We start from the raw sequence: 26,158 nt of genomic DNA on the forward strand, positions 1-26,158 counted from the left end.
TAGGCGAATGTTACCGCCAGAAGGGTTGTCTGCCTGTTGCAATCGCACGAATGTTCGTGCCCGTTGAGGTCATGATGACGATCTCAGGAGCTTCAAATGAACCACGCTCGGCGGCGATTTGAGTTCCATCCTGCGAGATCGTCGGGTTTGAGTAACCTCCCTCGGTGGTCAGCAAAGCACTAGATACGAGAGAGACGGAAACGGTTCCGAAGCCATCGTTCATGATCGAGCAGTCGTACCGACGAAGATTTCCGCTCGCATCGACTCCGACCAAGAAGAACGTCGTCCCCGTTGTGCTACTGACCGAGATTTGGCTCAAACCGACTGCTTCTTGGTCAATGTTCTCGTTGTCAATCGTCGAAATCCAGCCATTGGCTGTAGATGTTGAGCTCGCAAGCAAAGCGCGCGGCGCGGCATTCCAAGACCCTAAAGCAAGCTGGTCGGCAATGAAAGACTGGAGAATCGTTCCCGATGCTGTGTCAACAGCGTAGGCGCTAAGCCCCGAACTCGGGGCAATCGCAATGAACCAGAGCAGATCGGTGCCAGTGAAGAAGTCTCCAGAAATCTTTGGAGCAAGCGACCACCTGGGCTGGAATGGCCCATCTGGCTTCGGCGATGAGCCTAGGAATAGGTCGATTAGATTCGAACCATCGAGCCCACATGTGAAAATCGAAGCATCGAACCCTGACTTGGTTCCCGCGAATGCGAGCTTCGTGCGATTGAAGTTTGGAGCCGGAGAGGAGATCGCGCTAAATACTCCAATTCCGTCCAAGACATTGACAAGATCACTTCCATCACCGGACATCGACTTCAATATCGGTCCATCACTCACAAAGAAAATGCGTCCAGTTCCGGTAGCTCCACCTCCCGTGACGTTGAGTGGTGTAGAGGAACTAGATATACCGTTCACGCGTGCGATTACGGAGCCAACACCCCCAGCGAGGCCGACGACAGAGGGACCATTGACACCCAAAAAGGAACTTCCACTCGCAACCGAGATTGAGAGCGAGCCCGGCGAGACGGCCACGATATTCAGGTCTGCGTCCCTACATTCGACCTGCAAGTCCTTCGTTTGACCCACTTGTACGCTCTGATTAGGAGGAATCGTCACAGTTTGGATGATGGACTGGATAACGATATTGCCAATATCACCACCATTCAGACTGAAATCGACGTCAGCCGCACCGGCCGCAACAACGGCACCCGCGCCGTTTTGATCGGCATAAAATGCAACATCAACCAGCAGAGCACCTTTGCGAACCGCTCCCGGCGACGTGTAGTTCTGACTGTAGGCAGCTGGATCGGTACTGCGGTTGATCGTGAACTTGTAATCTGTCGAAGTGTCGATTCCCCCAAAGACTGTCACGACCGCCGATAGAGCGGATGATGGGGCATCTACGGATCGACTACGGGCCGCCCAGTTGATTCCTAGCTTGACAGGCGTCGTGGTACTGCCTGTCGAAGCGGTTGTCGAAGTCGTGGAAGTCGTGCTTGTGGTGGAAGTTGTAGATGTTGTTGACGTCGTCGATGTTGTTCCGGTAGTGCCTCCACCTCCGCCCCCACATGCGATGAGTAGCGCACAGAGGATCACGAAAAGGATCGGAACCAAACGGGACATCACAACTATGATGCTCGATTTACTCGCAATTCAGCAGGGTGATCAGCGTAGAATCAGGGACATGAGATCCTTCTTGGCTCTGCTAATGGCATGTGCACTGTTGATTTCTGGTTGTGGTAGCGGCGAAACCGCGAGCAACCAACCTTCTGAGTCTTCTCCTAAATCTGACTTCAAAGTAGCATTACTGACGCCGGGGCCAGTGAACGACTCCGGTTGGTCTGCGATGGCATATGAGGGACTCGAGGCGATCAAGACCGACCTCGGCGCCGAAACGAGCAACCAAGTTGCTCAAGGCAACGATATCAAAGAAGCCATGAGGAGCTATGCCCAAAAGGGTTACTCCCTAGTGTTCGGTCACGGCTTTGAGTACAACGAACCAGGAGTTCAAGTCGCTAAGGACTTCCCGGACACCGTTTTCGTCTCTTCTTCTGGAAGTGCAACTGCCAAGAACGCTGGAGCAATTCGTTTCTACCTCGAACAGTCGTTTTATATTGCCGGAGTCCTCGCCGCCCAAACAAGCAAGAGCGGTACGGTGGGAATGGTGGGCGGGCCCGATGTGCCAAGTATTCGATCTACCTTCAAAGCGTTTCGGGCCGGAGCTGAGGCATCAAAACCCGGCATCAAAGTTCTCGAAGTTTTCACCGGAAAGAATGACGATGTTGCTGCAGCTCGCCAAGTGGCGGAAGCTATGATCAAGAACGGCGCGGACGTTTTGATTCACCAAGCAAATGCGGCTGCCCAAGGAGTGTTCACGGCATGCAAGGATGGGAAAGCTTGGGCGCTTGGCGCCAATCTGAACCAAAACGATAACGATAGTGGAATCGTTATTGCCAGCGCAACAATTTCTGCCAGAGCCGCTTTCCTAGAGGTCGCAAAGCTCGTAAAGGATAAAAAATTTGACGGCAACGTGGTTCAGCTTGGAATGGAGAAGGGTGCGATCGACTTCGTCTTCAATGACAAGCTTAAAAGCAAACTGCCCGAAGCCGCGATCAAAGCGGTTGAAGAGACCAAAGCAAATATTCTCAACGGAAAGCTAATCGTTCCAAAAGACAAATTCTGATGCCTGGCGGTCTCTTAGAGGCGAAAAACATCTCGATGAAGTTTGGGGTACTGAGTGCTCTCAACGACATTTCTGTAGCGTTCAGGCCCGGTGAAGTACATGCCGTTGTTGGTGAAAACGGGGCAGGGAAGTCCACTTTGATGAACGTCCTCGCCGGGTTTCTAACGCCGAGTACTGGAGTTGTCGAGCTGGATGGTGTGCGTCTCGAAGGATCGGCTTCGCGACGGGCCAATGGCATCCAGATGGTTCACCAACATTTCCGATTAGTACCGGCATTTTCGGTTGCCGAAAATTTGCGTCTCGGACTCCTCGCCTCCAAGGGTGATGTTGAAGACGCCGAACGGACCGCGGAAGAACTCGGCTGGGAGCTACAATTGCCCGCGCGGTGCGAAAATCTGGGGGTTGGAGAGCGGCAGAGAATCGAAATTCTCAAGGCATTATCGTCGTCGCCAAGAGTCGTGATCTTTGATGAACCTACGGCGGTGTTGACAGAGAATGAAGTTGAGGGGCTTCTGAATACCCTTCGTGCGCTTGCCGAAAGAGGGCTGACGGTGATCTTGATTGCTCACAAGCTTGTGGAGGTGTTTTCGGTGGCAGATCAGATCACTGTTTTGCGAAACGGCTTGTTTCGAGGCACATTCAAGGCATCTGAATCGTCTCCGAAACAAATTGCGGTAGAGATGGTCGGCGCAAGTCTCGCTACTTCTAACCCTTCGCGAGCTGATCACAAAGGGATCTTTGAGTGCCACTCCCTGATGGTTGACGGACAATGTCCGATTGTGGATTTGAACCTTGCTGTCGGCTTCGGTGAAGTACTCGGAATTGGTGGTGTGGATGGAAACGGCCAAGTTGAACTTGCGGAAGCTCTCGCGGGAGTACGGAGTTTTCGTGGCTCAATGACCGAGGTGGACTCGGTGGGTTACGTGCCTCAGGATAGACAAAACGATGGTCTGGCCCTTTCGATGTCGATCGAAGAGAATCTTGAAATTGCCGCTACTCTATTGACCGCTGACTCAGCCATACGGGACTACGAGATCAAGGCTTTAAGCGGAAAGTCAACGGTGAATGCCCTGTCAGGTGGGAACCAGCAAAAAGTGGTTCTTGCTCGAGAATTATCCCGCAATCCTCAGCTTCTTGTTGTCGTGAATCCGACCAGGGGCTTGGATGTGAAAGCGTCCACGTTTGTGCTCAATCAAATCGGTGAGGCCGCTGTTCGTGGTGCAGCAGTGGTATTGATCTCGACAGATCGGGACGAGATCGCAGCAATTTCACACCGAACGCTTTACCTTTCCAAAGGAAGACTACTTCAAACATCAGCTGAGGCCCTGTCCGCATGAAATCTGTCTGTATTGGGCTGGCAGGTTTGACGGCCATCATTTCGATCGGCCTGCTGCTGGCCGGTGTGCCGATTCTTGAAGGGTTGCGACTCTTGGTACAGGGTGCGTTCGGGGATCGCTTTGCAATCTCTCAATCATTCGTTCGTTCCACTCCACTTCTGCTTGCTGGGCTAGGAGTTGCGATCGCCTGGAAAGCTGGTGTCTTCAACATCGGTGGCGAAGGTCAGCTTGTGATCGGCGCTTTGGCGGGAGCCTCTGTCGCAAAAATGCTTGCCGCCATTGGATTGCCCGTAGTTGCTACATTGCTGATTTTGGTAGCTAGCGTCTTCGGAGGGGCCGCCTGGTCGGCGATTGCAGGCTGGCTCTGGATAAAAAGAGGTGTTAACCTTGTCATCTCCACGATTCTCCTCAACTTTATCGGCGTCCAGTTGCTCGTATTCAGCGTCGATGGGCCACTTCGAAGAGCAGGGCAATCTGCTCCAATGACAGACCAACTCCCGGACGCCTGGATGCTTTGGAAACCATCTCGTCAGACCGACTTTCACCTGGGAGTGCTTCTGGCATTAGTGGTCGCATTTTGTGTGGGCTGGTACGTGTTTAGAACCAGGAGCGGATACCTACTGCGCGCCACGGGTGCGAATCCGAGATTTGTGCGGGCTAACCGATACAGGCCGGAGTGGATTCAGTTTAAGGCAATGTTGCTCAGCGGGGGACTCTGCGGCCTTGCGGGCGGTGTCCAGTATCTTGGAATCAACGGGCAACTCACGTCTTCATTCTCTCAGCAATACGGGTTTCTAGCCATTCCTGTTGCGCTTGTCGGAGGTTTGCATCCAATCGGGGTTGTCGCGTCCAGCCTGTTCTTCGGATCGCTGTTTGCAGGAACGTCTAACCTCTCCCGCTTCAGCGGAGGGGGAAGCTACTTCGTTTATGTGGTGCAAGCTCTCGCAGTTTTGGCACTCCTGGGTTATCGGCTACTTGCAGAACAGCGTCAGGAGGCCGTCGCATGATTGACCCAATTTCGATTCTGCGGTATGCGGCTCCAATCGGATTTTCTGCGGTTGGAGAGACGGCGGGTCAGAGAGCTGGAATCATCAACATCGGTCTAGAAGGCACGATGCTGGCCAGTGCTTTCGTGGCGATGCGAGTGAGCCTGAGCACAGGTAACCCTTGGCTCGGAATACTTGCCGGAATGTTTGCGGGACTGTTTGTGACCTTAATTTCGGCAGTGTTAACCATCAGCATGCGTCAAGACCAAGTTGTGATTGGGACCGTCTTCAATCTTCTCTTTTTTGGAATTTGTGGGATGCTGTTTGAAAAGTCCAACGGAGCAACTGGCCAACTGCTATCACTTCCAGCTTTGCCTAAGCTCATTTGGGGCATCGACGCAGTTCTTATCATCTTAATACTTGCTGCGGGGGCCACTGGTTACGCTCTCTTCAAAACGGATTGGGGACTCAAAGCTCGGGCAGCAGGTGAGTATCCGTCTTCACTTGAGGCGGCCGGGTTCTCCGTAGCAAGAACTCGATATGAGGCGTGTGCTATCGCGGGAGTGATGGCTGGCTTGGGTGGAGCATATTACGCAATCGGGGTAGCAGGTTCGTTCGCTCCAGATATGATTTCGGGGAGGGGATTTATGGCAATCGCAATGGTCACGTTCGCGCGGTGGAAACCGGTTTGGGGCCTACTTGCGGCTTGCCTGTTGGGCTACTTCGAGACCTTGCAAATTCAACTTCAAATGAACCAGCAGGGGATTCCAAAGTCGCTCTTAATTGCCATTCCGTATGCCGCAACACTGCTTGTGCTGGTGTTTTCAGGCAAAGGGGCAAAGGCTCCTGAAGCTCTTGGCGAGCCTTATCGGGGGATGAGATGACCCTACGAATGACCCGAACCGTATCATTTTCTTCCGGGCATCGTTATTGGTTCGCCCATCTTGCGGCGGAAGAGAACAAACGTTTGTTTGGCGAATGGGCTTCGCCGTTTAGCCATGGCCACAACTACACACTACACGTCACCGTTGATGGTCAGATTGATCCTTTAAACGGCATGATCGTCAATATCAAGGACATTGACGGAGTTCTGAAGACGCACCTGTTGCCCCAGTTTACCAATCGTAGCTTGAACGACGAGATTCCACATTTTGAACGACATGCTCCGACGGTAGAAAACGTGCTCGCCTACGTTTGGGCCGAGATTCAGCGCATCGGACTCCCTCACGAAGTGACGCTAACCCACATCAAACTCGAAGAAATCCCCACACTTTACGGAGAATTTGACGGCATGAAAACCACGATCACACGCATTTATGAATTCGCTGCGAGCCACCGGCTTCATGCACCTAATCTGCCGCCTGAAGAGAACCTCAGACTGTTTGGCAAGTGCAACAACCCAGCGGGCCACGGACACAACTACGTTCTTGAGGTAACGATCAGTGGTGAGGTCGATACCAAAACAGGAATGATCTGTTCGATCGATGATCTCGACCGGATCATTTCGGAGCGCGTCGTCGACCGTTACGACCATCGGAACCTTAACGAAGATATCGCCGAGTTTGCAGGTCGAGCAACGACCAGTGAAAACGTTTCCATCGAGATCTTCTCACGCTTGGATGGCGCTCTGCCAGCACAGCTGGAAAGGGTTAGGCTCTATGAGACCGCGCGAAACCTCTTCGAAGTCTGTCGTTAATCTCCGCCACAGTCTTCAACCCAAGCCCGTAGATACTCCGCCACGCTCCAAGCTTGCCAAGGGCAACCATTCGGGCGGTGGGGCGGGTCTCCGTCGTAGCATTCGCTGATTCCGGCAAAACCGCAATCTGCGAGCATTTCTATCGAGTGTTTCAAAGTCTTTCGGAGCGAGCTTATCTCGCCTCCGAAACGGGCCCTGGCCGAGATGTAGGGCCCCATAAGCCACGGCCAAACGGTGCCTTGGTGATAGGCGGCGTCAAGTTCTCGGACAGGGCCTTCGAATCGACCAATGTAGCTGGGCTCGTTAGGTCCGAGCGTCCTTAGCCCGACCGGAGTCAGCAGGTCCCGCTCAATCACGGCTAATGCTCTTTCTGCTCTTTCTTCACGGCAGGGGGAGAAGGGAAGCGACATGGCGATGACTTGATTTGGTCGCAGTGAAGCATCACCTGGTTCGACAGTGTCGAAGTAGTGGCCTCTTGCCTCGTGCCAGAACTTCTCCTCAAAGTGTTTCGTTGCAAGATTTGCCAGTGTTTCTTCCGCTGACCAATCGGCTCCAAGCTTTGCCTTTAGCCAGACTGTAACGCGCAAGAGATTGATCCAGAGTCCGTTGATCTCAACTGGCTTGCCGTGCCTCGGAGTAACCACCCAGTCGCCAATCTTGGCATCCATCCAAGTGAGTTGGAGGCCCGGTTCGCCTTGTTTCAGAAGTCCATCCGCAGGATCGACCATGATTCCAAAGTCGGTTCCGTGGCGGTGGTGCCAGATCACTTGCTCAAGAACTTTGACCATTTGATCGGCAAATTTCTCGTCCCATTCTGCCAAAAGGGTTTTGTAAACCGCGTTGCCATACCAGAGGGTGGCGTCGACCGTGTTATAGTCCGGAATCTCACCCCGTTCGACGAAGCGATTCGGAATGAGGCCGTGCTTGAGCTGGGAGGCGTAATCACGCAGAATCTGCCGAGCTTCGGCGACGTGACCGGTTTCCAAACAGATACCGGGAAGGGAGATCATCGTATCTCGGCCCCAATCGCTAAACCACGGGTATCCGGCCAAGATTGTGGTTCTCGACTCAGTGGTTACTAGGAACTTCAACGCAGCCTCCTTCAGCCTGGAAGTGAGCGATAGGTCCGCATTTGAAGTTTCTGCTGGAAGCGCGGTCAAAAGTGCTTCGCCTACGCTCGCGGAAATCGAGGCTGATTCACCAGCCTGCAATGTATAGGAAAGCTCGCACGGGCAAAAAAGGTCGTCTCGCGGATCAAGGCCACGCTCTAGTTCGCGCTGATGCTCAAATCGGTAGTACCAACCGGCAACCGGAGAACGCATTGCTCCTGGATGGGAGATCAGTAATTCGACTCCGTCCTCTTCGATGATGGTCTGATCTGATCCGATTTGAATCGACTGGGGGTAGCTCTCACGTTCGGCAAAGTTCGCGTGAAAGTCTCGATGACAAACCAACGGACTCAAAGACAGCTCGATTGCTTTATTACCAGTGTTCTTGTACTCGATCCAAACTGCATTCTCGCCCGGAACAATGTAGATGGTTTTCTGGACTTTCACTTGTCCTCTCCGGTAGTTCCATACAGCCCGATCCGATACTGAGAATGATTCGAGGAACTCATAGCCATCCGGGTAGACCGCGCCCGGGTATTGGTTGGAGCTTAATCCGAGCTTTGTCCCCCCGCAGGACGCGTAGCCATCGATTCCGGCAAGCAAGAGCCTTCTGTCGGTTGGCGGATTGACCGCGGCGATCAACAACCCGTGATATCGCCGAGTGTTTATTCCGCTTGCAGTACCCATCGCAAATCCTCCGATCCCGTTGGGTAGGAGCCACTCGCGTCTCGTGGAGACGGCGAGGTTTTTGCACTGCTGGCTATCGAGCGAGTAGATCATCCGTGGTTATAAGTTTGGCGACTACGGACGAATTTTTGTAGGCTTGCCGTTTCTTCCGCCCGAACGATTGAGCAATAGCCCCAAAACTTCATCCATCCGGAATCGCAATCCGAACTGGTATTCGTTGGGATTTTGGCGATAGATGATGACGGGTTCGAGCGGTCCCATCGTTTGAGATATCCGAAACTGGCGGTCGAACCAACCCTGAGCAGGATCGTAACGCCATAGCATGCTGACTTTGGTCGCTTTTCCGTAGATGTCCCCTCGGAGGCTTAGCCCTTGTTCAGAGTTGAAGATGTCCGCATCATACAGGGGCCTGCCGAAGGTCTTGTAGCCGTAGACACCTACGCTGAGCCGGGTGTTCTCGCGAGGCTCATACGAGATTCCGGCTTCGCCTCCAAACCAACTATAGCGACCTGCATCAATGTGGGCTCCACCGTCGAGTCTAAAACTGGAGATCATGCGTCCGGTTTGCTTGAGAGGCGGTGAAATTGCTCCTGTGAGCAACCCTCGTCCAACGGCCCTATCGCCGTCTTCCTGAAACAGCCCGGCACGAAGTTGAGTGGCGTAAGTATTTCCACGGCTTACGCCGGTCTTCTCCTGGATGACTTCAACCGGTTTGCTGTACTGCTTGAGGAAGTCGCTTTGACGTCCAAAGGTTCTTACATTGAACGTCGAAGCGATCTGAAATGTATCGCGTGAGGCGGACTGAAACGAGTTCTGAGCTTCGATATCTGAAAGATAGATATTGCTAAAGAAGGAGAAAGGGTTTCGCTCTCCGAGGTCCGATTGAACCTGGAACTGGTTTTGGATAGACCTCTCGTAAGGAATTCTTGACGTCGAGAATGTCGTTACGAATGTCGGCGGCAACTTTGGGAACGAGCTAATGCTTGTGGCCAGAAGACTCTGGTCACCACTGAGAAAGTTACCGTCCCAAGCGACACCGAACCCGTCTCGCTGGCGATAACTGAGCTGTGGAATCCGAGTCGCCCTAGCTCGGCGATCCAATGAGAACGCCATCGAAGGGATCTTTGGCAACTTGGTGCCCAGAAACGAGATAACGACTCCCTTCCCAGTGCCTTGTCGACCCGGATCCACTAAGAGTTGATCCATCGACAGCGAATACAGGGGCCTCGAACCCTTGTCGGTGGTAGCCCTTACTTGGCCCAGACGCCATCGGGTTCCTTCACGCTTCGCCTCGGCGGCAGTCATCAAGAACTTGCCGATTTCCACATTGAAGTCCTTTGCAATTGCCGTAGTGCCTCCCGGAGGTAACTCCTTGGCCCAGGTCACCCAAAGATCGCTGGCTTGAATTGTTCCGTCGGGATCAATGATCTTCACAGCGCCAATGGCACGAGCCTCGTGGTTGTTTAGCCGATAAGTTGCTCCGCCGTCCTCAATATCGATCGGAACTGCTCCTTCGGGTGCGTCTCTGACGATCAGAGTGTCGGTGACTATTCTCGTCGGGCCAAGGATTGCCTCAACTCCTCCGCGATAAATGATGTATCCGTCTGAGAGTCGGCGTTCGATGTCGTACGCCTTGATCTCAATGTCTTCGACCTGGCTTTGCTGAACGCAAGTCCATACCGGAGCCATGTCAAAAAACGGAAAAGGCATAAAAAGTCAGTTTACCGACGAACGAAACGCCCACCTCGTCTCGTCCTGTTGTACGATTGAAAGGAAAGGACATGGCGTTTTCGAGAACACTTGAACTCAGAGTACAGGATTGTCACCTGGTGCTGCGCGCTCGCGAAGGCGACCAAGATGCCGTTGCAAGGCTCATCGAAAGACACCGGGTCGGCCTGATCAAAGTGTCCGCCAATATTCTGCGCGATCCATCCGAGGCGGAGGATGTTGCCCAAGAGGCGTTTCTCAAGGTGTTTAACCAACTTTCGGCACTGCGAGACGACCAAGGATTCAAGCGCTATCTCTATCAAATTGCCGTCAGGTTGTGCATCGACCGAATGAGGAGAATTCGACCTGAGCCTCAATCCGATATCCGAGAGGGAGCGACCAAGCGTGAGGACATCGAATCCCGAGTCCACATTGAGCGAGTGCTGGCGAAACTTCCAACCGACCTGCGGACAACTTTGGTGCTTAGGGAAATCGAAGAACTGGACTATTCCGAAATTGCCGACATCTTAGAGATTCCCGTTGGGACCGTTCGCTCTCGACTTCACAGTGCGCGCGAGCGGTTCCGAGCCCTTTGGATGGACGAGGTGTTCAGCTAATGCTTCGGCTTCGCTGTTACTTGTTCGGGAAGATGATACGAGAAAAGCGGGATCGAATGCTCTCTGCGGAAGAGAAGGACTTTCTTGATCGACACCGGATGGAGTGCATCGACTGCCGGATAAGGGAGGCCACAACCGGATGTTCGTTGGATATCCTAAAAAACTCTTGTTTAGAAGCGTCGGAGAGTCTCAGTACGAAAAAGATTGCGGAATCGATCGAGTCGCAACGCAACTTGAGAACAACTTGAATTTCCCAAATCTTCGCCAATTGCACAACCATTTTCAGGTAATTCAGTCAAAATAGGCGAAGGCTCAATGAGTGCATTCGAACAGCTTCTAAACCGCTATCGCGATCTTTGCGCCTTGGAAGCCTCCGTGGGTCTCATGAATTGGGATCGCCAAGTGATTATGCCAGTCGGTGGGGGCCCTGCACGAACGGAGCACGTCCGACGCCTTTCAAAAATGAGGCACGAGTTGCTGACCTCGAACGAAATGGCAAAGTACATGGACGGTGCTTCTCGGTGGGCCTCCGAAGAAGAGCAAGCGCAGATCACGGTACTTAAACGCGAGATAGATCATGCTCAGCGGATGCCACTAGAACTCATCGAGCGCAAGTCCAGAGTCAGTAGCGACGCCTATGATGTTTGGCGCAAGTGCCGTCAGGAGGCCGATTATCCACCCCTCGCTCCGTACTATTCCGAACTCTTTCTGATCGCCCGAGAGACGGCCGAAGCTCTCGGTTATCAAGATCATCCTTACGACGCCCTCATCGATCAGTACGAAGAGGGTTCAACTCACGCCGAGGCCATCGAAACGCTTGGAGCACTCAAAGAACCCGCAATCAACCTGGTTCGCGAGATCCAGGAAGAAGGTCGGCATATTGACTCATCTTTCTTAGAGCGTAAGTGGGATCAAGAAAGACTCAAGTCTGTCATGGAACGAGTCATCGGCCAAATCGGGTTCAACTTGGACGCTGGTCGTCTTGATATCTCAACTAACGCATTTTGCACTAATCAAGGCGTTGGCGACGTCCGTATGACGACTCGACCGAGCAATCATATCCGAGGCATCGTTTCATCGACCTTGCACGAGATGGGACATGCGTTGTACGAGCAAAACCAAAGGTCGGACTGGGAAGGCACGCCGCTCATCGGAGGAGTGAGCCTTGCCGTTCATGAATCGCAGAGCCGAACTTGGGAAAACGTCGTAGGTCGAAGCCTTCCGTTCTGGTCATTCTTCTTTCCCTGGTTCCAAGAGGAGTTTTCATTCCTTGGCGACCACTCCACGGAAGAGTTTTACGCAGCGTACAGTAAAGTCGAACCAGGGTTCATCCGGGTGGGGTCGGACGAGGTGACTTATAACCTTCACATCCTCATTCGCTTTGAGCTTGAAGTTGCCTTGATGATGGGCGAGCTCGACGCAAAGGACCTGCCGGAAGCGTGGGACAACAAGTACGACGAATATCTGGGAGTGTTCCCTCTGGATGACTCCGTTGGTTGCTTACAGGACGTCCACTGGGCGCGAGGCTCGGTAGGATACTTCCCGACCTACAGTTACGGAAACCTGATCGGAGTTCAGATTTGGAACAAGTTGAAATCTGAAGTTGATGGCGTGGACGAAATGATTTCAAGAGGCAACTTTCGTCCAATCATGGATTGGCTCGTTGAAAAAGTCTATGGGTATGGCCGACTCATGCCGCCGAAGTTTTTGGTCGAGCATGTTACCGGAAGCAAGATGCAAGCACAGCCTTGGTTGGATTACGCGGATTCGAAGTTCCGCGCAATCCACGGACTAGATTAGGACTCTTACTTCTCAGCGAGAAGAGTTTCGATCGCCTTCTTCAGATTCGGACTTTCGACGGTATCTCGTGGCGAGAACCTTAAGACTTTGCTTCCATCGCGTCCGATGAGGAACTTGCCGAAGTTCCATTCGATGTCGTTATGATTGTCGGTTTGCTCTAAGAGCCACTTGTAGAGCGGGTGGATATCCTCACCCTTCACTGAGATCTTGCTGAACATTGGGAAGGTGACGTTGTATTTCGACGAGCAGAAGGTCTTGATTTCAGCTTCCGTTCCAGGCTCTTGTCCACCGAAGTTGTTGGCAGGGAAGCCGAGGACGACGAGGCCCTTGTCTTTGTTAGCTTCGTATACTTTTTGCAGTGCGTCGTACTGTGGTGTGAGTCCACACTTGCTGGCGACGTTGACGACGAGAACGACTTTGCCTTTGAACTTCTTGAGGCTCGTTGGCTTGCCGTCAATGTTTGGCATGGTGAAGTCGTACAGTGAGTTTGCCGCCACGGGGGCGACTGCGAGCATTGCGTAGATTGCGGCGGCAGAGATCATGGTTAGATGGATTCTACGCCATCTTCGGCGACATACTCACTACTGACCTTGGAAACGCTCTACTTTATTCGGATCGGTGGGACAGCGATGGGTGGCGTCGCTGGTGCTTGCGCGGCCCTTGGTGATCAGGTTTTCGGCTCCGAACAGGATCTCTATGAGCCGATGAAGTCTTACCTTGAAGACGCGGGGGTTTCGGTTTTCCGTTCGTTTGATCCAGCCAACATGCTGGAGTGTAAGCCGACTCAGGTGGTGGTTGGGAACGCTGTCTCCCGTGGGAACGAGGAGCTTGAGGTTGCGTTGGAGCAGAAGCTCAACTGTGTTTCTTTGCCTGCGTTGATTGGCGAGCGTTTAATTGGCAAAAAGACTTCGGTCGTGATCGCCGGAACGCACGGGAAGACAACGACGACGGCGATGACTGCGGCGGTTTTGGAAGCCGGCGGCTTGGAACCCGGTTTCTTGATCGGCGGAGTGCCGGGGAACTTTAATGTTTCTTGCCGGCCCGGCGGGGGTTCGGTTTTTGTTATCGAGGGAGACGAGTATGACTCGGCTTACTTTGATAAACGATCCAAGTTCTTGCACTACCGGCCGGACATTGCGGTGGTCAACAACATCGAGTTCGATCATGCGGATATCTTCGATGATCTTGCAGCGGTCAAAAAAACTTTTCGGCTGTTCATTCGCTTGGTTCCCCGAAACGGAGTAGTTTTGGCTAATGGCGACGATGCCAATGTTCTGGATGTGCTTCGAGTCGCCTGTTCTCCGGTGGAAACTTTCGGTTTCTCCGAAGGTTGCTTCTGGCAGGTGCGCGGCCTGGTCGAGGGTCCTCAAGGTTCCCGTTTTTCCGTTCTCAGAGATGGCTCTGAATTTGGTGAGTTTGGTTCTCCCGCTAATGGTCGGTTCAACGCGCTTAACATGCTCGTCGCGATTGCGACGGGCCATCGGCTCGGGATGACATTGGCTCAGTTGCAAGCTGGCGTGGCCTCATACCTTTCGCCAAAGCGAAGGATGCAGGAGGTTGGCACCTGGCACGGGGCCTTGGTGATTGACGACTTTGGACATCATCCGACGGCGATCCGGGAGACTTTGGCGGCGCTGTTTTCCAAATATCCGGGACGGCGGGTGGTGGCCTGCTTCGAGCCTCGGTCCAATACGACGACTCGTGCTTTCTACTCCAAGGAGATCGAGGAGTGCTTTGAGGGATGCGCGGCGGTTGCTTTTGGAGCTTTGGATCGGCCCGAGCGTTATTCGGAGTCGGAGCGTCTGGACACGCGCGGCATTGCGGCTCGGCTGTCGGCTTTGGGGGTTCCTTCGATGGCGATCTCATTGGAGCAGGGAAGTGAGAAGGATTGGGGTCGACATGTTTTGGCTTGGCTTGTGGGAGTCGTTCAGGAAGGCGATTTGGTTGTCAGCTTCAGCAACGGTTCCTTTGGCGGGCTGTTGTCCTCGCTGCGCGGCGCCTGAGGGGAGAGAACTGCGACGCGTTTGGGTGGGGACACTGGGTTCAAAAGGGTCTTCATTTCTCGATTTTGGTGGGGACAAGTGGGGACAGGCTTCTGAGTTGGGAGTGGGTTTTCGGTCATCGGGAGAAGAGAACTGCGACGCAGTTTGGTGGGTAGTCAGGTTCAACGAAGTTCGGATTTTGCCTGAAAGGTGGGTAGGGCTGGGTAGGCCGGTGGACGTTGGAACTGGTTTTGGCCGGTCGCTTTGCTCGAACATCAGTGTGGAAAGGCGAGACACCCCGACTGCTTCGCGATGTGCCACCCCAAATTCATATGGATCTCCGTCCTGAGTCCCAGCGCGGACCACGTTTGGTTAATCCTTTTCAGACATTCATCGACCATCACTAATAAGCGACAAGAATCGGGTTTTGTCAACCATGCCGCGGCAAAACCGCCCTTTACGTTCTTGTGCCAGGCTTCGAAGTGGGGATCGCGGCTAGCCATTCGGGAACATCGTGCGGGGCGTAGCTCGTCGCTTCGACAGTGAAAGCGCTAAAGAGGTTTGGAAGATCGAGCTGGCCTTGGGCGCGGTTGATGAGGACCCCATAGCCGACGGGGGTTCCACCCGCTTTTTGAATCGCATCTCGGCTCTCGAAGAGTGAGCGACCAGTTGTGAGGACATCGTCGACGATGAGAACTTTCGCGCCTTCGGGCAGGGTTTTGCCTCTTCGTAATGTCTTTTCGCCATTCTCGGACTCGATGTAGACCGCCTGGATGCCCATTTGACGGGCGACTTCGAAGGCGATGATGATGCCGCCGGTGGTTGGTCCGGCGACGAATTCGATGTCCTGCCCTTTGAAGTTCTCCGCGATTTCGCGGCAGAGTGCGACGAGCACTTCGGGTTGCTCAAGCACTCGGAACTTCTCGAAGTAGGTGTCGCTGTGACGTCCACTTGTTAGCACAAAGTGTCCTTTCAGGATTGCTCCCGACGCTTCGAGAATCGCTCCAAGATCAGTCTTCATCTTCGCTGGGATCCTTCTCGGGGCGCATGAAGGGGAACATGAGGCATTCGCGGATGGTGTTTGAGCCCGTCAGGAGCATGGCCATACGGTCGAGGCCGATTCCGCAGCCGCCGGTGGGCGGCATTCCGCATTCGAGGGCGTAGAGGAACTCCTCGTCCATTGGGTGGGCTTCGTCGTCTCCGGCTTCGGCTTCGCCGACTTGGAACTCAAAGCGCTCGCGCTGGTCGATTGGGTCATTGATCTCGCTGAAAGAGTTGCAGACCTCGCTGCCGAGCACGTAGCCCTCAAAGCGACGTGTAAAGCGAGGGTCGTTGGGATCCTTCTTCGCGAGTGGAGAAGTTTCGAGCGGATAGCCTACGATGAAGGCAGGATGAATCAGGGTCGGTTCGACGTAGACTTCGAGAAGCTTCTCCAGCAGCCCACCAAGATTTCTCTCGTCGGCGGGAGCGACCTTCTTTCCGGTCACGGGGTTGACCCGAACGCCGTCGCCAAGGGCTTCAACCGCCGTATTGAGGTCGAGCAGCAGTTCACGAGCGACACCGGTGTGCTTGGAGATTTCATCAAGCATGTCGATGCGTGTCCAAGGCTCGGCAAAGTCGACCGTAACATAGCCGTCTTGGTGCGGGAGGTCTACCTTTGTCCCACCGAACACGGCGAGAGCCACGTACTTGAAGCAGTTCTCAACATGCTCCATCATGTCCTCGAGGTTTGCGTAAGCCTCGTAAAACTCGAGGAGCGTGAAGTCGGGGTTGTGCTTGTAGCTGACGCCTTCGTTCCGGAAGACGCGCCCTACTTCGTACACCTTTGGTACGTCGCCACAAATGATTCGCTTAAGATACAGCTCGAGCGAGATGCGGAGCTTTACTTCAACGTCGTAGGCGTTCAGGTGGGTCATGAACGGGCGGGCAGCGGCTCCGCCAGCTTCCATTTGCAGGACTGGGGTTTCGACCTCTAGATATCCTTGTCCATCGAAATACGACCGAACTGCCGACACGATGCGGGCTCGGTTGAGGAGCTTGGCGCGGCCCTCTTTGCTCGACATGAGGTCCAAGTGACGGTGACGGAGCTTTGTCTCGACATCTTGGAGGCCGTAGAAAACGTGGCCGTCCTTTTCTTTCCCAAGTGGCAGGGGGTGCAGTGCCTTACTGAGCGGGTGGAAGGAAGTGACGTGGATCGACTGCTCGCCGGTTTTGGTGACGAACATCTTGCCTTCGACACCGACGTGATCGCCGAGGTCGAGAAGCTTGTAAACCTCGTATAGGTCATCGCCGAGTTCGTCTTTGCGGAAATAGCCTTGGATTTTGCCCTCGCCATCGCTCATGTGGGCAAAGCCTGCTTTTCCCATATCGCGATAGGAAACGATTCGACCTGCGAAGGAAACTTCACGGTCATCCTCAAACTGTTCGAGCAAGGCCTCTGCAGAATCAGTGAGTTTCCATTTCTCGACCCGATAAGGATCGTAGCCAAGCTCGCGCATTCGGGCGAGCTTGGCAAGGCGGATATCTCTGATAGATTCTTCGTTGCTCATTGGGAGGGTGTAGTTTACTTGAGGAGGGTTCAAATGAGAATCGCCCTCGCCTGATGGCGAGGGCGATTCTTGGTATCTACGGTTCGCTTAGAGACAGGGCTCAGCGATGCCGTTTGGAATTCCGTTGATGTCGAACGGAAGGTTGTAAACGCGCTGGTTGATGTTGGTGTTACCCATGCAAGCGGCGTCATTGGTGCCGAAGAACTGGAGACTTGCGTTGCTCTTGAACGACTTGGCATGGGTGTCTGCGAAGTTGAGGAGCATTTGTCCGTTGTGTCGAGCGGTTCCTGGGAAGTTCTCGCCAGCGAACGGACCAACTGGAGTCAAGTACTTTGTTCGAATACCAGGCGCGGCTGCGTCGATTCCAGCTGCCTCGGCAGCGGTAAGCAAGGAAACTTCAGTGTTCGTAATCCCTGCATTGACTCGCTTTCCGGTTGCGAACATGATGGTGTCTGCCGGAAGGTCGAGCGAGGTTGCGCTGATGGTGACGTCGGAAGATCGCCCGAGGTTCGGGTCTTCGAAGACTGCGAAGTTAGGTGTTACACCAGCGAACTGGATGTAGTTGCCGTTGGCAGCAGCCAAGGTTGCAGCTCCGTTAAGGAATGGAAGCGCGCCGACGGTTGCGAGGGCGTTCACCCAGTTGATCGCCTTTGGCTCGGCGACGTCAAGAATGATGTCTCGGTTCTTAGTGTAAGGCATCAAAGCATCGTACACCGAATAGATCTGCGTTCCGACTGGGCTCTGCGGAGTTGCCTGCGGGGTAGCCGAGTAAGCACTTGCTGGGAACACGTCGTCTGAGTCAGAGAGATAGATCGCAACTGCGGTTGCGTTCTGCTTCAGGTTGCTGAGCGTGGCGGACTTCTTCGCAGCAGCTTTTGCTTGTGCGAAAACGGGGAAGAGGATTGCAGCGAGGATCGCGATAATAGCGATAACCACGAGCAGCTCGATGAGCGTGAATGCTTTTGTGCGAGTCATGTTAATGTTCAAGTTCTCCTAAAAGAATGTCAATGAGTTCGGATCGACAACACTGTCAGCCTTCTTCGACCCGCAGTGCATAGTGACAGATTTTGCAAGTGTTATGCCACTGTTAAGGAAAAAACTCGAATGACGGGTTCGAGCAACCTACAAGACTAGCAATCATGCTTGGTAGAATCTGAAATATGCCTTCTGAGTCGTCGGTCGAGCGCGTCTCCGTACTCGGGTTTCCGATTGACCGTGTTTCTCTGGTTCAGACGGAAGAAATCCTAACAAAGTTCCTGAGCTATGATGGTACGAAGCTGGTCTTCACTGCCGATTCGAACGCATTTGTTTGTGCCGGGAACGACCCCAGATACTCTCGCTGTTTCGATGAAGCTGCTCTGATTACTCCGGATTCTGCAGGGCCAGTTTGGGCTTTAGGACGCTACCGGAAGTCGATAGAGGGCCGCGTAAGCGGGGTTGACCTTGTTGAGGTACTTTGCCAAATTTCGGCCAAGACAGGTGCGAGGATGTATTTCTTGGGATCTGCCCCTGGGGTGGCGGAGGCTGCGGGTAGGAACTTGGCCGCTAAGTTTCCCGGTTGCGTGATTGTGGGCTCCCGAGACGGATTCTTTGGTGGTTCGAGCGATGAGGAGATTGCCAGGGACATTGCAGGAAGTGCGCCTGACATCTTGTTGGTCGGAATGGGGATGCCTCGACAGGAAGAGTTCATCCTGGATACGGCTTCAATCATCGGGGCAAAAATTGGGATCGGAGTCGGTGGCTCGCTGGACGTGCACTCTGGAATGGTGAAGCGGGCGCCTGTCATTTTTCAGAAACTGAAGATCGAGTGGCTGTGGAGGACGCTTTTGAACCCAAAGAAACTCGATAAGGTCAAGAACTTGCCGAAGTTCTACTTCATGGTGCGTAGAGCAACGAAGTGAAGATTTATACAAAAGCTGGAGACGCAGGCGAGACCGGCCTATTGGGTGGTAACCGCATTTCGAAAGCTGACCTGAGAATGGAGGTGATTGGGACCCTTGATGAACTCAATGCTTCGCTGGGGGTTTGTTTGCTTTGTCCGGGGCCAATGCTTGTTCTGAACACTTTGAGTTGGCTGCAAAGTTTGTTGTTTGATGTTGGATCGGAGTTCGCATGCCCGCCAGATGGGAAGTTCGAGTTGATATCCGTGAATTCAGCAGATATCGAACGACTAGAGGTTGAAATCGACGAGATGACTGCGGTGTTGCCTGAGTTGAAGAACTTCATTCTCCCTGGCGGATCGCCATTATCGGCTCAGTTGCACATCGCACGGGCGGTGTGTCGTCGGCTGGAACGCTCACTTGTGGCGTTTTCTGGTCAAACAAAAGTCAGAAATGAACCATTACAGTTCGTCAATCGTCTTTCAGATTGGATATTCTGTAGTTGTCGCCTTGCGAACTTTGAGTCCGGGGTCGCCGACATTCCGTGGAGTAAGAGAGAACAATGATAGCTTCGAGTTTAGCCATGATCTTGATCACCCAACAGGGAGATCAATCCGCTGCGCCAAGCGTCGCTGACGTCATCCAAGGTGTTGCAAAGCGATACTTGGACGCGGAGGCTTTTGCTGGAACGATTACGAGGACGCAGACAGTTGCTGACGTGAAGCAAGTCTATGTCACTCAGCTACAAGCCCAGCGACCAAACAAACTGTTTCTCACCCAGGAGTGGTTACAACCTACGGCAGGACGAACGAGCCGATGGACAGTCATTTCCGATGGAGCGCAGTGGCGCTATGACGCCCCGCAGAGCGAGAAGTTCATCAATGCTCCGCCACAATTTGAACCAACGGCCGTTGAAGAGACCGCCACTGGCACGCGGCGAGTGCTCAAGTTCAATGACTTCATCAATGGCGCACGGCGCAGCCTCGGAGACCCCTGGAACCCCTATCTTCAATTCACGATGCAGTCGCCCGGTGAAGGCAACAACACATCTCTGCGGGCCTACATCAATCGCATGCAGAAGCTCTCGGTTGTTCCGCGTAAGCTTAAGGACGGCTCTGATGGGTGGGCTCTGAAGGGAATGATCCAGTGGGGTGCCAAGTTCGCCGGAGAAGTTAAGCAGATTGGTGTCACCGAAGAAGTTGATCGAATTGAGCGGTTCGAGATGCAGATCAGCAAAGATTTCGACATTAAGAAGGTGCAAACGGTTGAGTCGGTTCGAATTGTTCCGGAAGGAAGCAATGTACCTACAGACTTGAACATTAGCACCATCTGGGAAGGGGAGTTGAAGTTAAACTCTGATCTCAATCAGGCTCTTTTCAAAGTCAACTGAAGGAAACTATACTATTTAGGGTAGATTAAAGAAGCAAGGCTCATGATGACGTTTGCAGAACTCAAGAAGGGAATGTCCGCTAGGATCGTACAAGTTCCGTCGATCGGAGACGACCACCGACGGCTGATGGAAATGGGACTTGTCAAAGACACCGAGTTCAAAGTCATCAAAGTTGCTCCTCTGGGCGACCCAATCGAAATCGACCTTCGAGGCTATCGGTTGTGCCTTCGCAAGCAGGAAATGACCGGTTTTGGCGTCGAAGTCTTCTAAGCGAATTGCCTTTGTGGGCAACCCCAACGCGGGTAAAACCACACTTTTTAACTCATTGACAGGTTCCCGACAGAAAGTAGGGAACTATGCTGGTGTCACCGTCGAGCGAGTTTCCGCGACCCGCAAGGTGGGGTCGTTTGATTGTGAGTTCATTGATGTTCCGGGGCTCTATTCTCTGACCCCCGCTTCCGAAGATGAGGCAGTCGCAGTTCAAGTTCTTGGGGAAGCAACCGACCTGATCGTCTGCGTCATCGATGCCTCCAATCTGGAGCGAAACCTCTATCTGTATTCGCAGATTGCCGAGCTATGGCGACCGGTTGTTGTCGCATTGACGATGACTGACCGAGTTGAGGCGGCGGGATCGATTCTTAAGCTGGATCGCCTTCGGCGTCTTCTTGGTTGCCCCGTCGTTCCGATGGTTGGACACAAAGAAAAAGGTGTGAAGGAACTTCTGGCGGCCATCGAAGCAGCTTTGACTTCACCCTCCGAGCCAACGCTGCTGTCCGACATCGGCGCTCTTCGAGAACTTCAAATCGAACTTGCTCGAAGGGGTTATGATCATTCAATAGGCGATTTACGTTCGGAAGTTTTGAATGACGCTTCGACGATGATCGTCCCGTTCGCCGAGCTTCGACCTGCATGGGATAAAGCGAAAGAAGCGGCTGAAAATGCGGCGTTTACGGACCCCTCCGCGCGATATGCCTGGACCGCACAAGTCCAACGCGAAGCGATCGTACAGGCGGCTCCGAAAAGGGAACTCACTCTGACGGACCGAATCGACAAGGTCTTGACACATCGAGTGTTTGGACTGATCGTGTTTACGGCAGTCATGTACTGCGTCTTCTTCTCGATCTACACGCTGTCGCAACCGTTTATGGATGCGATTGAAGCCGGGTTTGGCTGGCTCGGGGCGGCGATTTCGCCTCGACTTGAGACCATCCCGGTACTGCAGAGTTTTATTGTTGATGGCCTTATCGCCGGGGTGGGCGGAGTCGTCGTTTTCTTGCCACAAATTTTGATCCTCTTCTTCTTTATCGCCATGCTCGAAGGCACCGGATACTTAGCTCGCGCGGCCTTTTTAATGGATCGATTGCTGGGGTGGTGTGGGCTCAACGGGCGCGCGTTTATTCCGTTGCTGTCTTCCTTTGCCTGCGCAATTCCTGGGGTGATGGCAGCGAGAGTGATGCCTGACCCTAAGGCGCGCTTAGCCACGATTCTGGTCGCTCCACTGATGTCTTGCTCTGCGCGGCTTCCGGTTTACATGCTCATCATCGGGTCATTCATCGAACCTCAGTACGGTGCTTTCTGGGCCGGATTCGCGCTGTTTGCGATGCATCTCTTGGGGTTGATCGTAGCAATTCCGGTCGTATTCCTCTTGAACCGAGGAGTGTTGAAAGGGAAGCGATTGCCGTTTATGCTCGAGCTCCCGCCGTATCAGATGCCTCGATGGAAGGATGTTTTCCTGGGGATGATGAACAGAGGGAAGGTCTTTTTGACAACGGCAGGAACGACGATTGTCGTAATGTCAGTGATCATTTGGGCGGCTTCCTACTTCCCTCGCAAAGCGGAGTCTAGGCTTCCGGAGAATGAGGCTGCGGTTGCACAGTTAGAGTATTCCTTGATGGGGCGAGTCGGAAAGGCGGTGGAGCCGGCTTTTGCACCACTTGGGTTTGACTGGCGAATTTCGACCGCGATTCTTAGCGCGTTTCCGGCGAGGGAGACGGTCGTGCCGTCGTTGGGAATACTTTTCTCGTTGGGTTCTGGAGATGAGGCAGAAGCGAAGCTAGGGGAAAAAATTAAGGAGGCGAAGTGGCCCGACGGACGCCCCCTTTTCACGCTGCCAACTTCGATTGGGCTGATGGTGTTCTTTGCGCTGTGCGCACAATGTTTGTCAACTCTGGCAGTAGTCCGGCGCGAGACAAACTCACGCAAGTGGCCACTGTTCATGTTCACCTACATGACCGTTCTCGCGTATATTGGAGCCTGGGTTGTGCAATGGATCGGAAGCCGGATTTAAAGTCGAACTACCCTCGGGAAACGAATCCGGAGCCCGTGTTCCAGGAACCAAAGACTCCTCTTGTGGCTCCGCTCATCGTTATCGGGATGATGGTTTCCCTTGTGGCACCTGCGGGAATTACTCCAAGGAACCAAATTCTGGTCTGCACTCTAGGGATCATTCTGATTTGGTTGATCTATAAAATCGTTTGGATCGAGCGGCAGTTTCGGGTGACGGTGAATGAGGTTGCTCCTGAACCGACCGAGGCTTTACACTCTGTTAACGAAACCAATGGAAACTAGCGATATGTCGGTGATCGAGCAGATCTTTGATCTCTTTAACAATCATGGAGGTTCGCTTTACTTTGGCGAGCAGGTTACAGAGACGGAGCATGCGTTGCAAGCGGCACATCTGGCACGTCAGGCTGGCGCGGCTGATGAGGTGATTGCGGGGGCTTTGCTTCACGATATCGGGCATTTGATGCACGGACTGGGCGAGGATATTGCCGAGCATGGAGTTGATGGCAAGCACGAGGATGTCGGTGCGTCCTGGCTGGAGGGGAAGTTTCCGCAGGTTGTCATTGATTGTGTAAGACTTCATGTGGCGGCTAAGAGGTATCTGACTGCTGCTGATCCGGGTTATCTGGAGGGACTCTCGGCGGCGTCCGTTGAGAGCTTGCGCTTGCAGGGCGGTCCTTTTTCGGACGAGGAAGTTGCCGAGTTTGAGCGGAGTGAGCCGAACTTCGAAACCGCGATTCAGGTTCGGCGGTGGGATGATGAGGCGAAGGTGGTTGGGCTAGCTGTTCCGGCGGTGGAGAGTTATCGGGATGTTTTGGAGCGGGTATTCCTCGGTTAAGAAACTCCCGAAGCTACACGCCGAGCAAGCTCGGCTGACTGAAAGCGCGAGCAAGCTCGCGCACTCCAGAACCCCTTACGGCTCGATCATCTGAGCGATAACGTCCTCTTCCTCGGCTTCCGGAGTCGTGGTGATCGTATGCCTCGGCATCGGCCTTGCCACAGCTTGAACTGCCTCTGCCTTCTCTCGAAGTGCCATCTGCTGGTATCGCTCTTCGGCACCTGGCGAGACGGGCCAGACGGTGTTGGCGGCCCAGTAGCTGTCGAGAAACTCGCGCCAAACGCGGTCGTAAACAGCAATTGTCTGATCAGCCAGATTCGCCCAGTGGAAGTCGGTTTGGAGCCGTTCTTTCGCCTTGGCGGCCATCTCTCGGGTGTGAGCCGCATCTCCTAGAGCTTGACGGATACCCCACGCTAAGGAGGCCGGGTCGTTGGCAAAGCTCGTTGTTCCGGTTACCCCATGCTGTACGATCTCCTTGAGCCCACCGGCATCGGAAGAAACGACCGGAACTCCGGCAGCCATGCCCTCAAGGGCCACAATTCCGAACGGCTCGTAGAGAGAAGGGAAGACGGCGACATCGGCGCAACGGTAGAGCTCGTGGAGCTGACGACCGGACATGAATCCAGTGAACTTGACGCTGTCACCAAGCCCGGCCCAGCGAGTGAAACTCTCGAATTTGTCTCGAACTCCTCCGCCAACAATGAGGAACTTGGTGGTTGGCTGCTCGGCGAGCACTGCATGAACCGCATTTAGAAGCACTTGGATTCCTTTCTCGCGCACAAAGCGTCCGACGTAGATCACGATCTTTTCGTCGTCCTTTGCGTACTTGCGACGAGTCTCCAGTCGCTCGGCTTCGGTCCAGTCGAATTCAAACTTTGCTGAGTCCACCCCATTGAAGATCACATCCACCTTATCCGCCGGGGTGTTGAAAAGACGAACCGCCTCGCCCTTCATGAACTCAGAGCAGACGATGAGCCGCCAGGCTTCGTACGTCAGCCAATACTCCTGCTCGGCGATGTACTTGCTGATGTCGCTGAAAATTCCGCCATGACGCCCCCACTCGGTAGCGTGAAGAGTGGCGATGATGGGGAGCTTGTATTCGTACTTCAGGTTCCTCGCGGCGTCAAGCGAGAGCCAGTCGTGGGCATGGAAAACGGTCGGCTGTCCACCCGGGCGCCAGTCTTCAAGCATCGTTCGCACCCTTCGGTCGGTGGCCTTGTTTAAGAGCTGGATCTCGTGGACGAAGTCTTTGGGTTCGTCGTCGAGGTGAACGCGGTGAACGTGAACCCCGCTCTCCTCAATCTCCTCATCTGGAGCTTTGGGGGTGGATTTCGTGATGACGTGGACTTCGATGTCCTTCTTCACCAGCTCCTGCGAGAGTTCATGCACGTGCGGGCTAATCCCCCCTACGATTCGAGGTGGGTATTCCCAGGAGAGCATCATCACACGCATGCCGCTAGTTTATCAATCTTCGCCGGGGCGCATGCCGTAAATCAGCTTCACGCGCATAATTTCCTCGTCCAAATCGATTTCGATGATGAACTCGTCGACAAGCGGAATCATGATGTCGCCGACGAGGACGATTTGGTGGGCGGGGTAGTCCTCAATGTCGGTGACCGTGCCCAGTTCTTCGCCTTCTTCGGTGATGACTCGTAACCCAATCAAATCTTCAATAAGGAACTCATCATCTTCAAGTTCAGGCTCGCCTTCCGCTTCCATGTACTTCCATTGAAGAGCTTCGGCCTGGTTGATATGATCGACTCCTTGGAGGGTGATCAGAGGGCGGTTTTTGTGGATCTGAAACTTCTGGATGACGTATGGCTTGTCATCAATGAAGACGGTATTGCCTTTCTCGAAGCGGCTCTCGAAGTTGGTGAGGGCTTCGACCTTAACTTGGCCCTTGAGGCCGAAGGCACCGACGATTTGCCCGATCCTGACTCGTTCTTCAGGCATACGGGACTCCGAAACGGAAAAGCCCAGGTTGCGACAACCTGGGCTTTGGAACCACGTACAAAACCATTACTCGGTGACGATTTTAACGTATGCCTTTTCTTTGCTCTTGCTAGCAATCGCAGAAACGACTTGCCGGATGGCGGAGATGACTCGTCCGCTCTTACCGATAACTTTGCCTACGTCTTCTTGTGCAACTCGAACGTTGAAAGTTCGCGTGTTGCCTTCCAGTACTTCGTCGACTTCAACGCTATCTGGCTCAGAAACCATTTGCTTGACGAGCTCTTCTACGAAAGGGGAGTAGCTCATAAATTACTCAGCAGCAGGAGCGGCTTCGACGGCGGTCTTTTTGCTGATGGCAGCGGTGCGCTTGTCCAGGAACTTGTACTTCGGCTTCTGCGAAGGTCGCTCTTCGAGGAACTTTGGAAGAATCTCCATCTTGTTCAGCAGATAAGCGGCGGTTTCGGTAGGCACTGCACCAACTCGGAGCCAGTGCAGAGCGCGCTCCTCGTCGATGCGGATTTCCTTTGGCTGAGAGATCGGATTGTAGATGCCGATGTTCTCAACGAAAGCCGAGTTGCGGCCTGCTTCACACTTAGTGACAACCACGCGATAGAATGGGCGTCCTTTGTTTCCGAGTCTTTGAAGTCGAATTTTTACCATGGTTCC

General features: G+C 53.7%; 26 protein-coding genes. 15 read left to right on the top strand and 11 right to left on the bottom strand.

The window, feature by feature from the left end:
• Positions 1-10: 10 nt before the first annotated feature.
• Positions 11-1,366 (bottom strand): hypothetical protein, encoded by a 1,356-nt coding sequence (locus WCK51_13065; GenBank protein MEI7577817.1) that lies wholly within the window; start codon positions 1,364-1,366, stop codon positions 11-13.
• Between WCK51_13065 and WCK51_13070 the strand changes: the two genes are divergently transcribed.
• Genes WCK51_13070 through WCK51_13090 form a run of 5 tightly spaced genes read left to right on the top strand, consistent with a single transcriptional unit; the run spans position 1,341 to position 6,697 of the window.
• The gene (locus WCK51_13070; GenBank protein ID MEI7577818.1) at positions 1,341-2,678 is read left to right on the top strand and encodes a BMP family protein; all 1,338 of its coding nucleotides are present in this window, start codon (positions 1,341-1,343) and stop codon (positions 2,676-2,678) included. The two genes, WCK51_13065 and WCK51_13070, sit on opposite strands and share 26 nt — an antisense overlap.
• Before the next feature lie 35 nt (positions 2,679-2,713).
• Complete coding sequence (locus WCK51_13075) at positions 2,714-4,015, top strand: ATP-binding cassette domain-containing protein (protein MEI7577819.1); 1,302 nt, start codon at positions 2,714-2,716, stop codon at positions 4,013-4,015.
• Positions 4,012-5,022 carry an ABC transporter permease gene (locus tag WCK51_13080; protein ID MEI7577820.1) on the top strand — a complete coding sequence of 337 codons (1,011 nt, stop codon included), beginning with the start codon at positions 4,012-4,014 and terminating at the stop codon, positions 5,020-5,022. Before WCK51_13075 ends, WCK51_13080 begins: the two co-directional genes overlap by 4 nt.
• Positions 5,019-5,885 carry an ABC transporter permease gene (locus WCK51_13085; GenBank protein MEI7577821.1) on the top strand — a complete coding sequence of 289 codons (867 nt, stop codon included), beginning with the start codon at positions 5,019-5,021 and terminating at the stop codon, positions 5,883-5,885. Before WCK51_13080 ends, WCK51_13085 begins: the two co-directional genes overlap by 4 nt.
• An 8-nt stretch (positions 5,886-5,893) precedes the next feature.
• Entirely contained in the window at positions 5,894-6,697 is an 804-nt protein-coding gene (locus WCK51_13090; GenBank protein MEI7577822.1) for a 6-carboxytetrahydropterin synthase, read from the top strand.
• Here the strand turns inward: WCK51_13090 and WCK51_13095 are convergent.
• Together WCK51_13095 and WCK51_13100 are read right to left on the bottom strand one after the other, a co-directional pair.
• The gene (locus tag WCK51_13095; protein ID MEI7577823.1) at positions 6,694-8,586 is read right to left on the bottom strand and encodes an amylo-alpha-1,6-glucosidase; all 1,893 of its coding nucleotides are present in this window, start codon (positions 8,584-8,586) and stop codon (positions 6,694-6,696) included. The genes WCK51_13090 and WCK51_13095 overlap by 4 nt on opposite strands.
• Positions 8,587-8,607: 21 nt before the next feature.
• Positions 8,608-10,203: a hypothetical protein gene (locus WCK51_13100; protein MEI7577824.1), complete on the bottom strand. Its 1,596-nt coding sequence runs from the start codon at positions 10,201-10,203 to the stop codon at positions 8,608-8,610.
• A 71-nt stretch (positions 10,204-10,274) separates the two neighbouring features.
• Here WCK51_13100 and WCK51_13105 point away from each other — a divergent pair, with 71 nt between their 5' ends.
• Both WCK51_13105 and WCK51_13110 read left to right on the top strand, forming a co-directional pair.
• Positions 10,275-10,817, top strand: a complete 543-nt coding sequence (locus tag WCK51_13105) for a sigma-70 family RNA polymerase sigma factor (protein MEI7577825.1) — start codon at positions 10,275-10,277, stop codon at positions 10,815-10,817.
• Positions 10,818-11,132: 315 nt separating this feature from the next.
• Positions 11,133-12,617, top strand: coding sequence for a carboxypeptidase M32 (locus WCK51_13110; GenBank protein ID MEI7577826.1), 1,485 nt, complete (start codon positions 11,133-11,135; stop codon positions 12,615-12,617).
• 5 nt (positions 12,618-12,622) lie between these two features.
• On the opposite strand, the gene WCK51_13115 is transcribed toward WCK51_13110, so the two are convergent.
• Positions 12,623-13,159: a glutathione peroxidase gene (locus WCK51_13115; GenBank protein ID MEI7577827.1), complete on the bottom strand. Its 537-nt coding sequence runs from the start codon at positions 13,157-13,159 to the stop codon at positions 12,623-12,625.
• Between the two features lie 6 nt (positions 13,160-13,165).
• Between WCK51_13115 and WCK51_13120 the strand changes: the two genes are divergently transcribed.
• Complete coding sequence (locus WCK51_13120; protein MEI7577828.1) at positions 13,166-14,620, top strand: Mur ligase family protein; 1,455 nt, start codon at positions 13,166-13,168, stop codon at positions 14,618-14,620.
• Between the two features lie 436 nt (positions 14,621-15,056).
• Here WCK51_13120 and pyrE read toward each other — a convergent pair whose 3' ends face one another.
• From pyrE to WCK51_13135, 3 genes are all read right to left on the bottom strand, one after another.
• Positions 15,057-15,620, bottom strand: coding sequence for an orotate phosphoribosyltransferase (pyrE, locus tag WCK51_13125; GenBank protein MEI7577829.1), 564 nt, complete (start codon positions 15,618-15,620; stop codon positions 15,057-15,059).
• Entirely contained in the window at positions 15,610-17,148 is a 1,539-nt protein-coding gene (gene lysS, locus WCK51_13130) for a lysine--tRNA ligase (protein ID MEI7577830.1), read from the bottom strand. Before lysS ends, pyrE begins: the two co-directional genes overlap by 11 nt.
• A gap of 87 nt (positions 17,149-17,235) precedes the next feature.
• Positions 17,236-18,123, bottom strand: coding sequence for a prepilin-type N-terminal cleavage/methylation domain-containing protein (locus WCK51_13135; protein MEI7577831.1), 888 nt, complete (start codon positions 18,121-18,123; stop codon positions 17,236-17,238).
• A gap of 185 nt (positions 18,124-18,308) precedes the next feature.
• On the opposite strand from WCK51_13135, the gene WCK51_13140 reads away from it, so the two are divergent.
• From WCK51_13140 to WCK51_13170, 7 genes are read left to right on the top strand one after another with little or no spacing between them, the layout of a single operon-like run.
• Positions 18,309-19,049 (top strand): WecB/TagA/CpsF family glycosyltransferase, encoded by a 741-nt coding sequence (locus WCK51_13140; protein MEI7577832.1) that lies wholly within the window; start codon positions 18,309-18,311, stop codon positions 19,047-19,049.
• Positions 19,046-19,594 (top strand): cob(I)yrinic acid a,c-diamide adenosyltransferase, encoded by a 549-nt coding sequence (locus WCK51_13145; GenBank protein MEI7577833.1) that lies wholly within the window; start codon positions 19,046-19,048, stop codon positions 19,592-19,594. Before WCK51_13140 ends, WCK51_13145 begins: the two co-directional genes overlap by 4 nt.
• A 17-nt stretch (positions 19,595-19,611) precedes the next feature.
• Entirely contained in the window at positions 19,612-20,418 is an 807-nt protein-coding gene (locus WCK51_13150) for a hypothetical protein (protein MEI7577834.1), read from the top strand.
• A 42-nt stretch (positions 20,419-20,460) separates the two neighbouring features.
• Complete coding sequence (locus WCK51_13155) at positions 20,461-20,688, top strand: FeoA family protein (protein MEI7577835.1); 228 nt, start codon at positions 20,461-20,463, stop codon at positions 20,686-20,688.
• Between the two features lie 13 nt (positions 20,689-20,701).
• A complete protein-coding gene (gene feoB, locus WCK51_13160; GenBank protein MEI7577836.1) occupies positions 20,702-22,705 on the top strand; it encodes a ferrous iron transport protein B in 2,004 nt (667 codons plus the stop codon).
• A complete protein-coding gene (locus WCK51_13165; GenBank protein MEI7577837.1) occupies positions 22,684-22,986 on the top strand; it encodes a hypothetical protein in 303 nt (100 codons plus the stop codon). The genes feoB and WCK51_13165 overlap by 22 nt, the downstream gene beginning before the upstream one ends.
• Entirely contained in the window at positions 22,976-23,539 is a 564-nt protein-coding gene (locus WCK51_13170; GenBank protein MEI7577838.1) for an HDIG domain-containing metalloprotein, read from the top strand. The genes WCK51_13165 and WCK51_13170 overlap by 11 nt, the downstream gene beginning before the upstream one ends.
• 75 nt (positions 23,540-23,614) lie before the next feature.
• Here WCK51_13170 and WCK51_13175 read toward each other — a convergent pair whose 3' ends face one another.
• The 4 genes from WCK51_13175 to rpsP form a co-directional block, all read right to left on the bottom strand.
• On the bottom strand, positions 23,615-24,991 hold the full coding sequence (locus WCK51_13175) for a glycosyltransferase family 4 protein (protein MEI7577839.1): 1,377 nt from the start codon (positions 24,989-24,991) through the stop codon (positions 23,615-23,617).
• 12 nt (positions 24,992-25,003) lie between these two features.
• Positions 25,004-25,492 (bottom strand): ribosome maturation factor RimM, encoded by a 489-nt coding sequence (gene rimM / locus WCK51_13180; GenBank protein ID MEI7577840.1) that lies wholly within the window; start codon positions 25,490-25,492, stop codon positions 25,004-25,006.
• Positions 25,493-25,558: 66 nt separating this feature from the next.
• Entirely contained in the window at positions 25,559-25,798 is a 240-nt protein-coding gene (locus tag WCK51_13185) for a KH domain-containing protein (protein ID MEI7577841.1), read from the bottom strand.
• Between the two features lie 3 nt (positions 25,799-25,801).
• A complete protein-coding gene (gene rpsP, locus WCK51_13190) occupies positions 25,802-26,152 on the bottom strand; it encodes a 30S ribosomal protein S16 (GenBank protein ID MEI7577842.1) in 351 nt (116 codons plus the stop codon).
• Positions 26,153-26,158: the final 6 nt, after the last annotated feature.

This window comes from Armatimonadota bacterium (assembly GCA_037138755.1).
Lineage (GTDB): Bacteria > Armatimonadota > Fimbriimonadia > Fimbriimonadales > Fimbriimonadaceae > Fimbriimonas.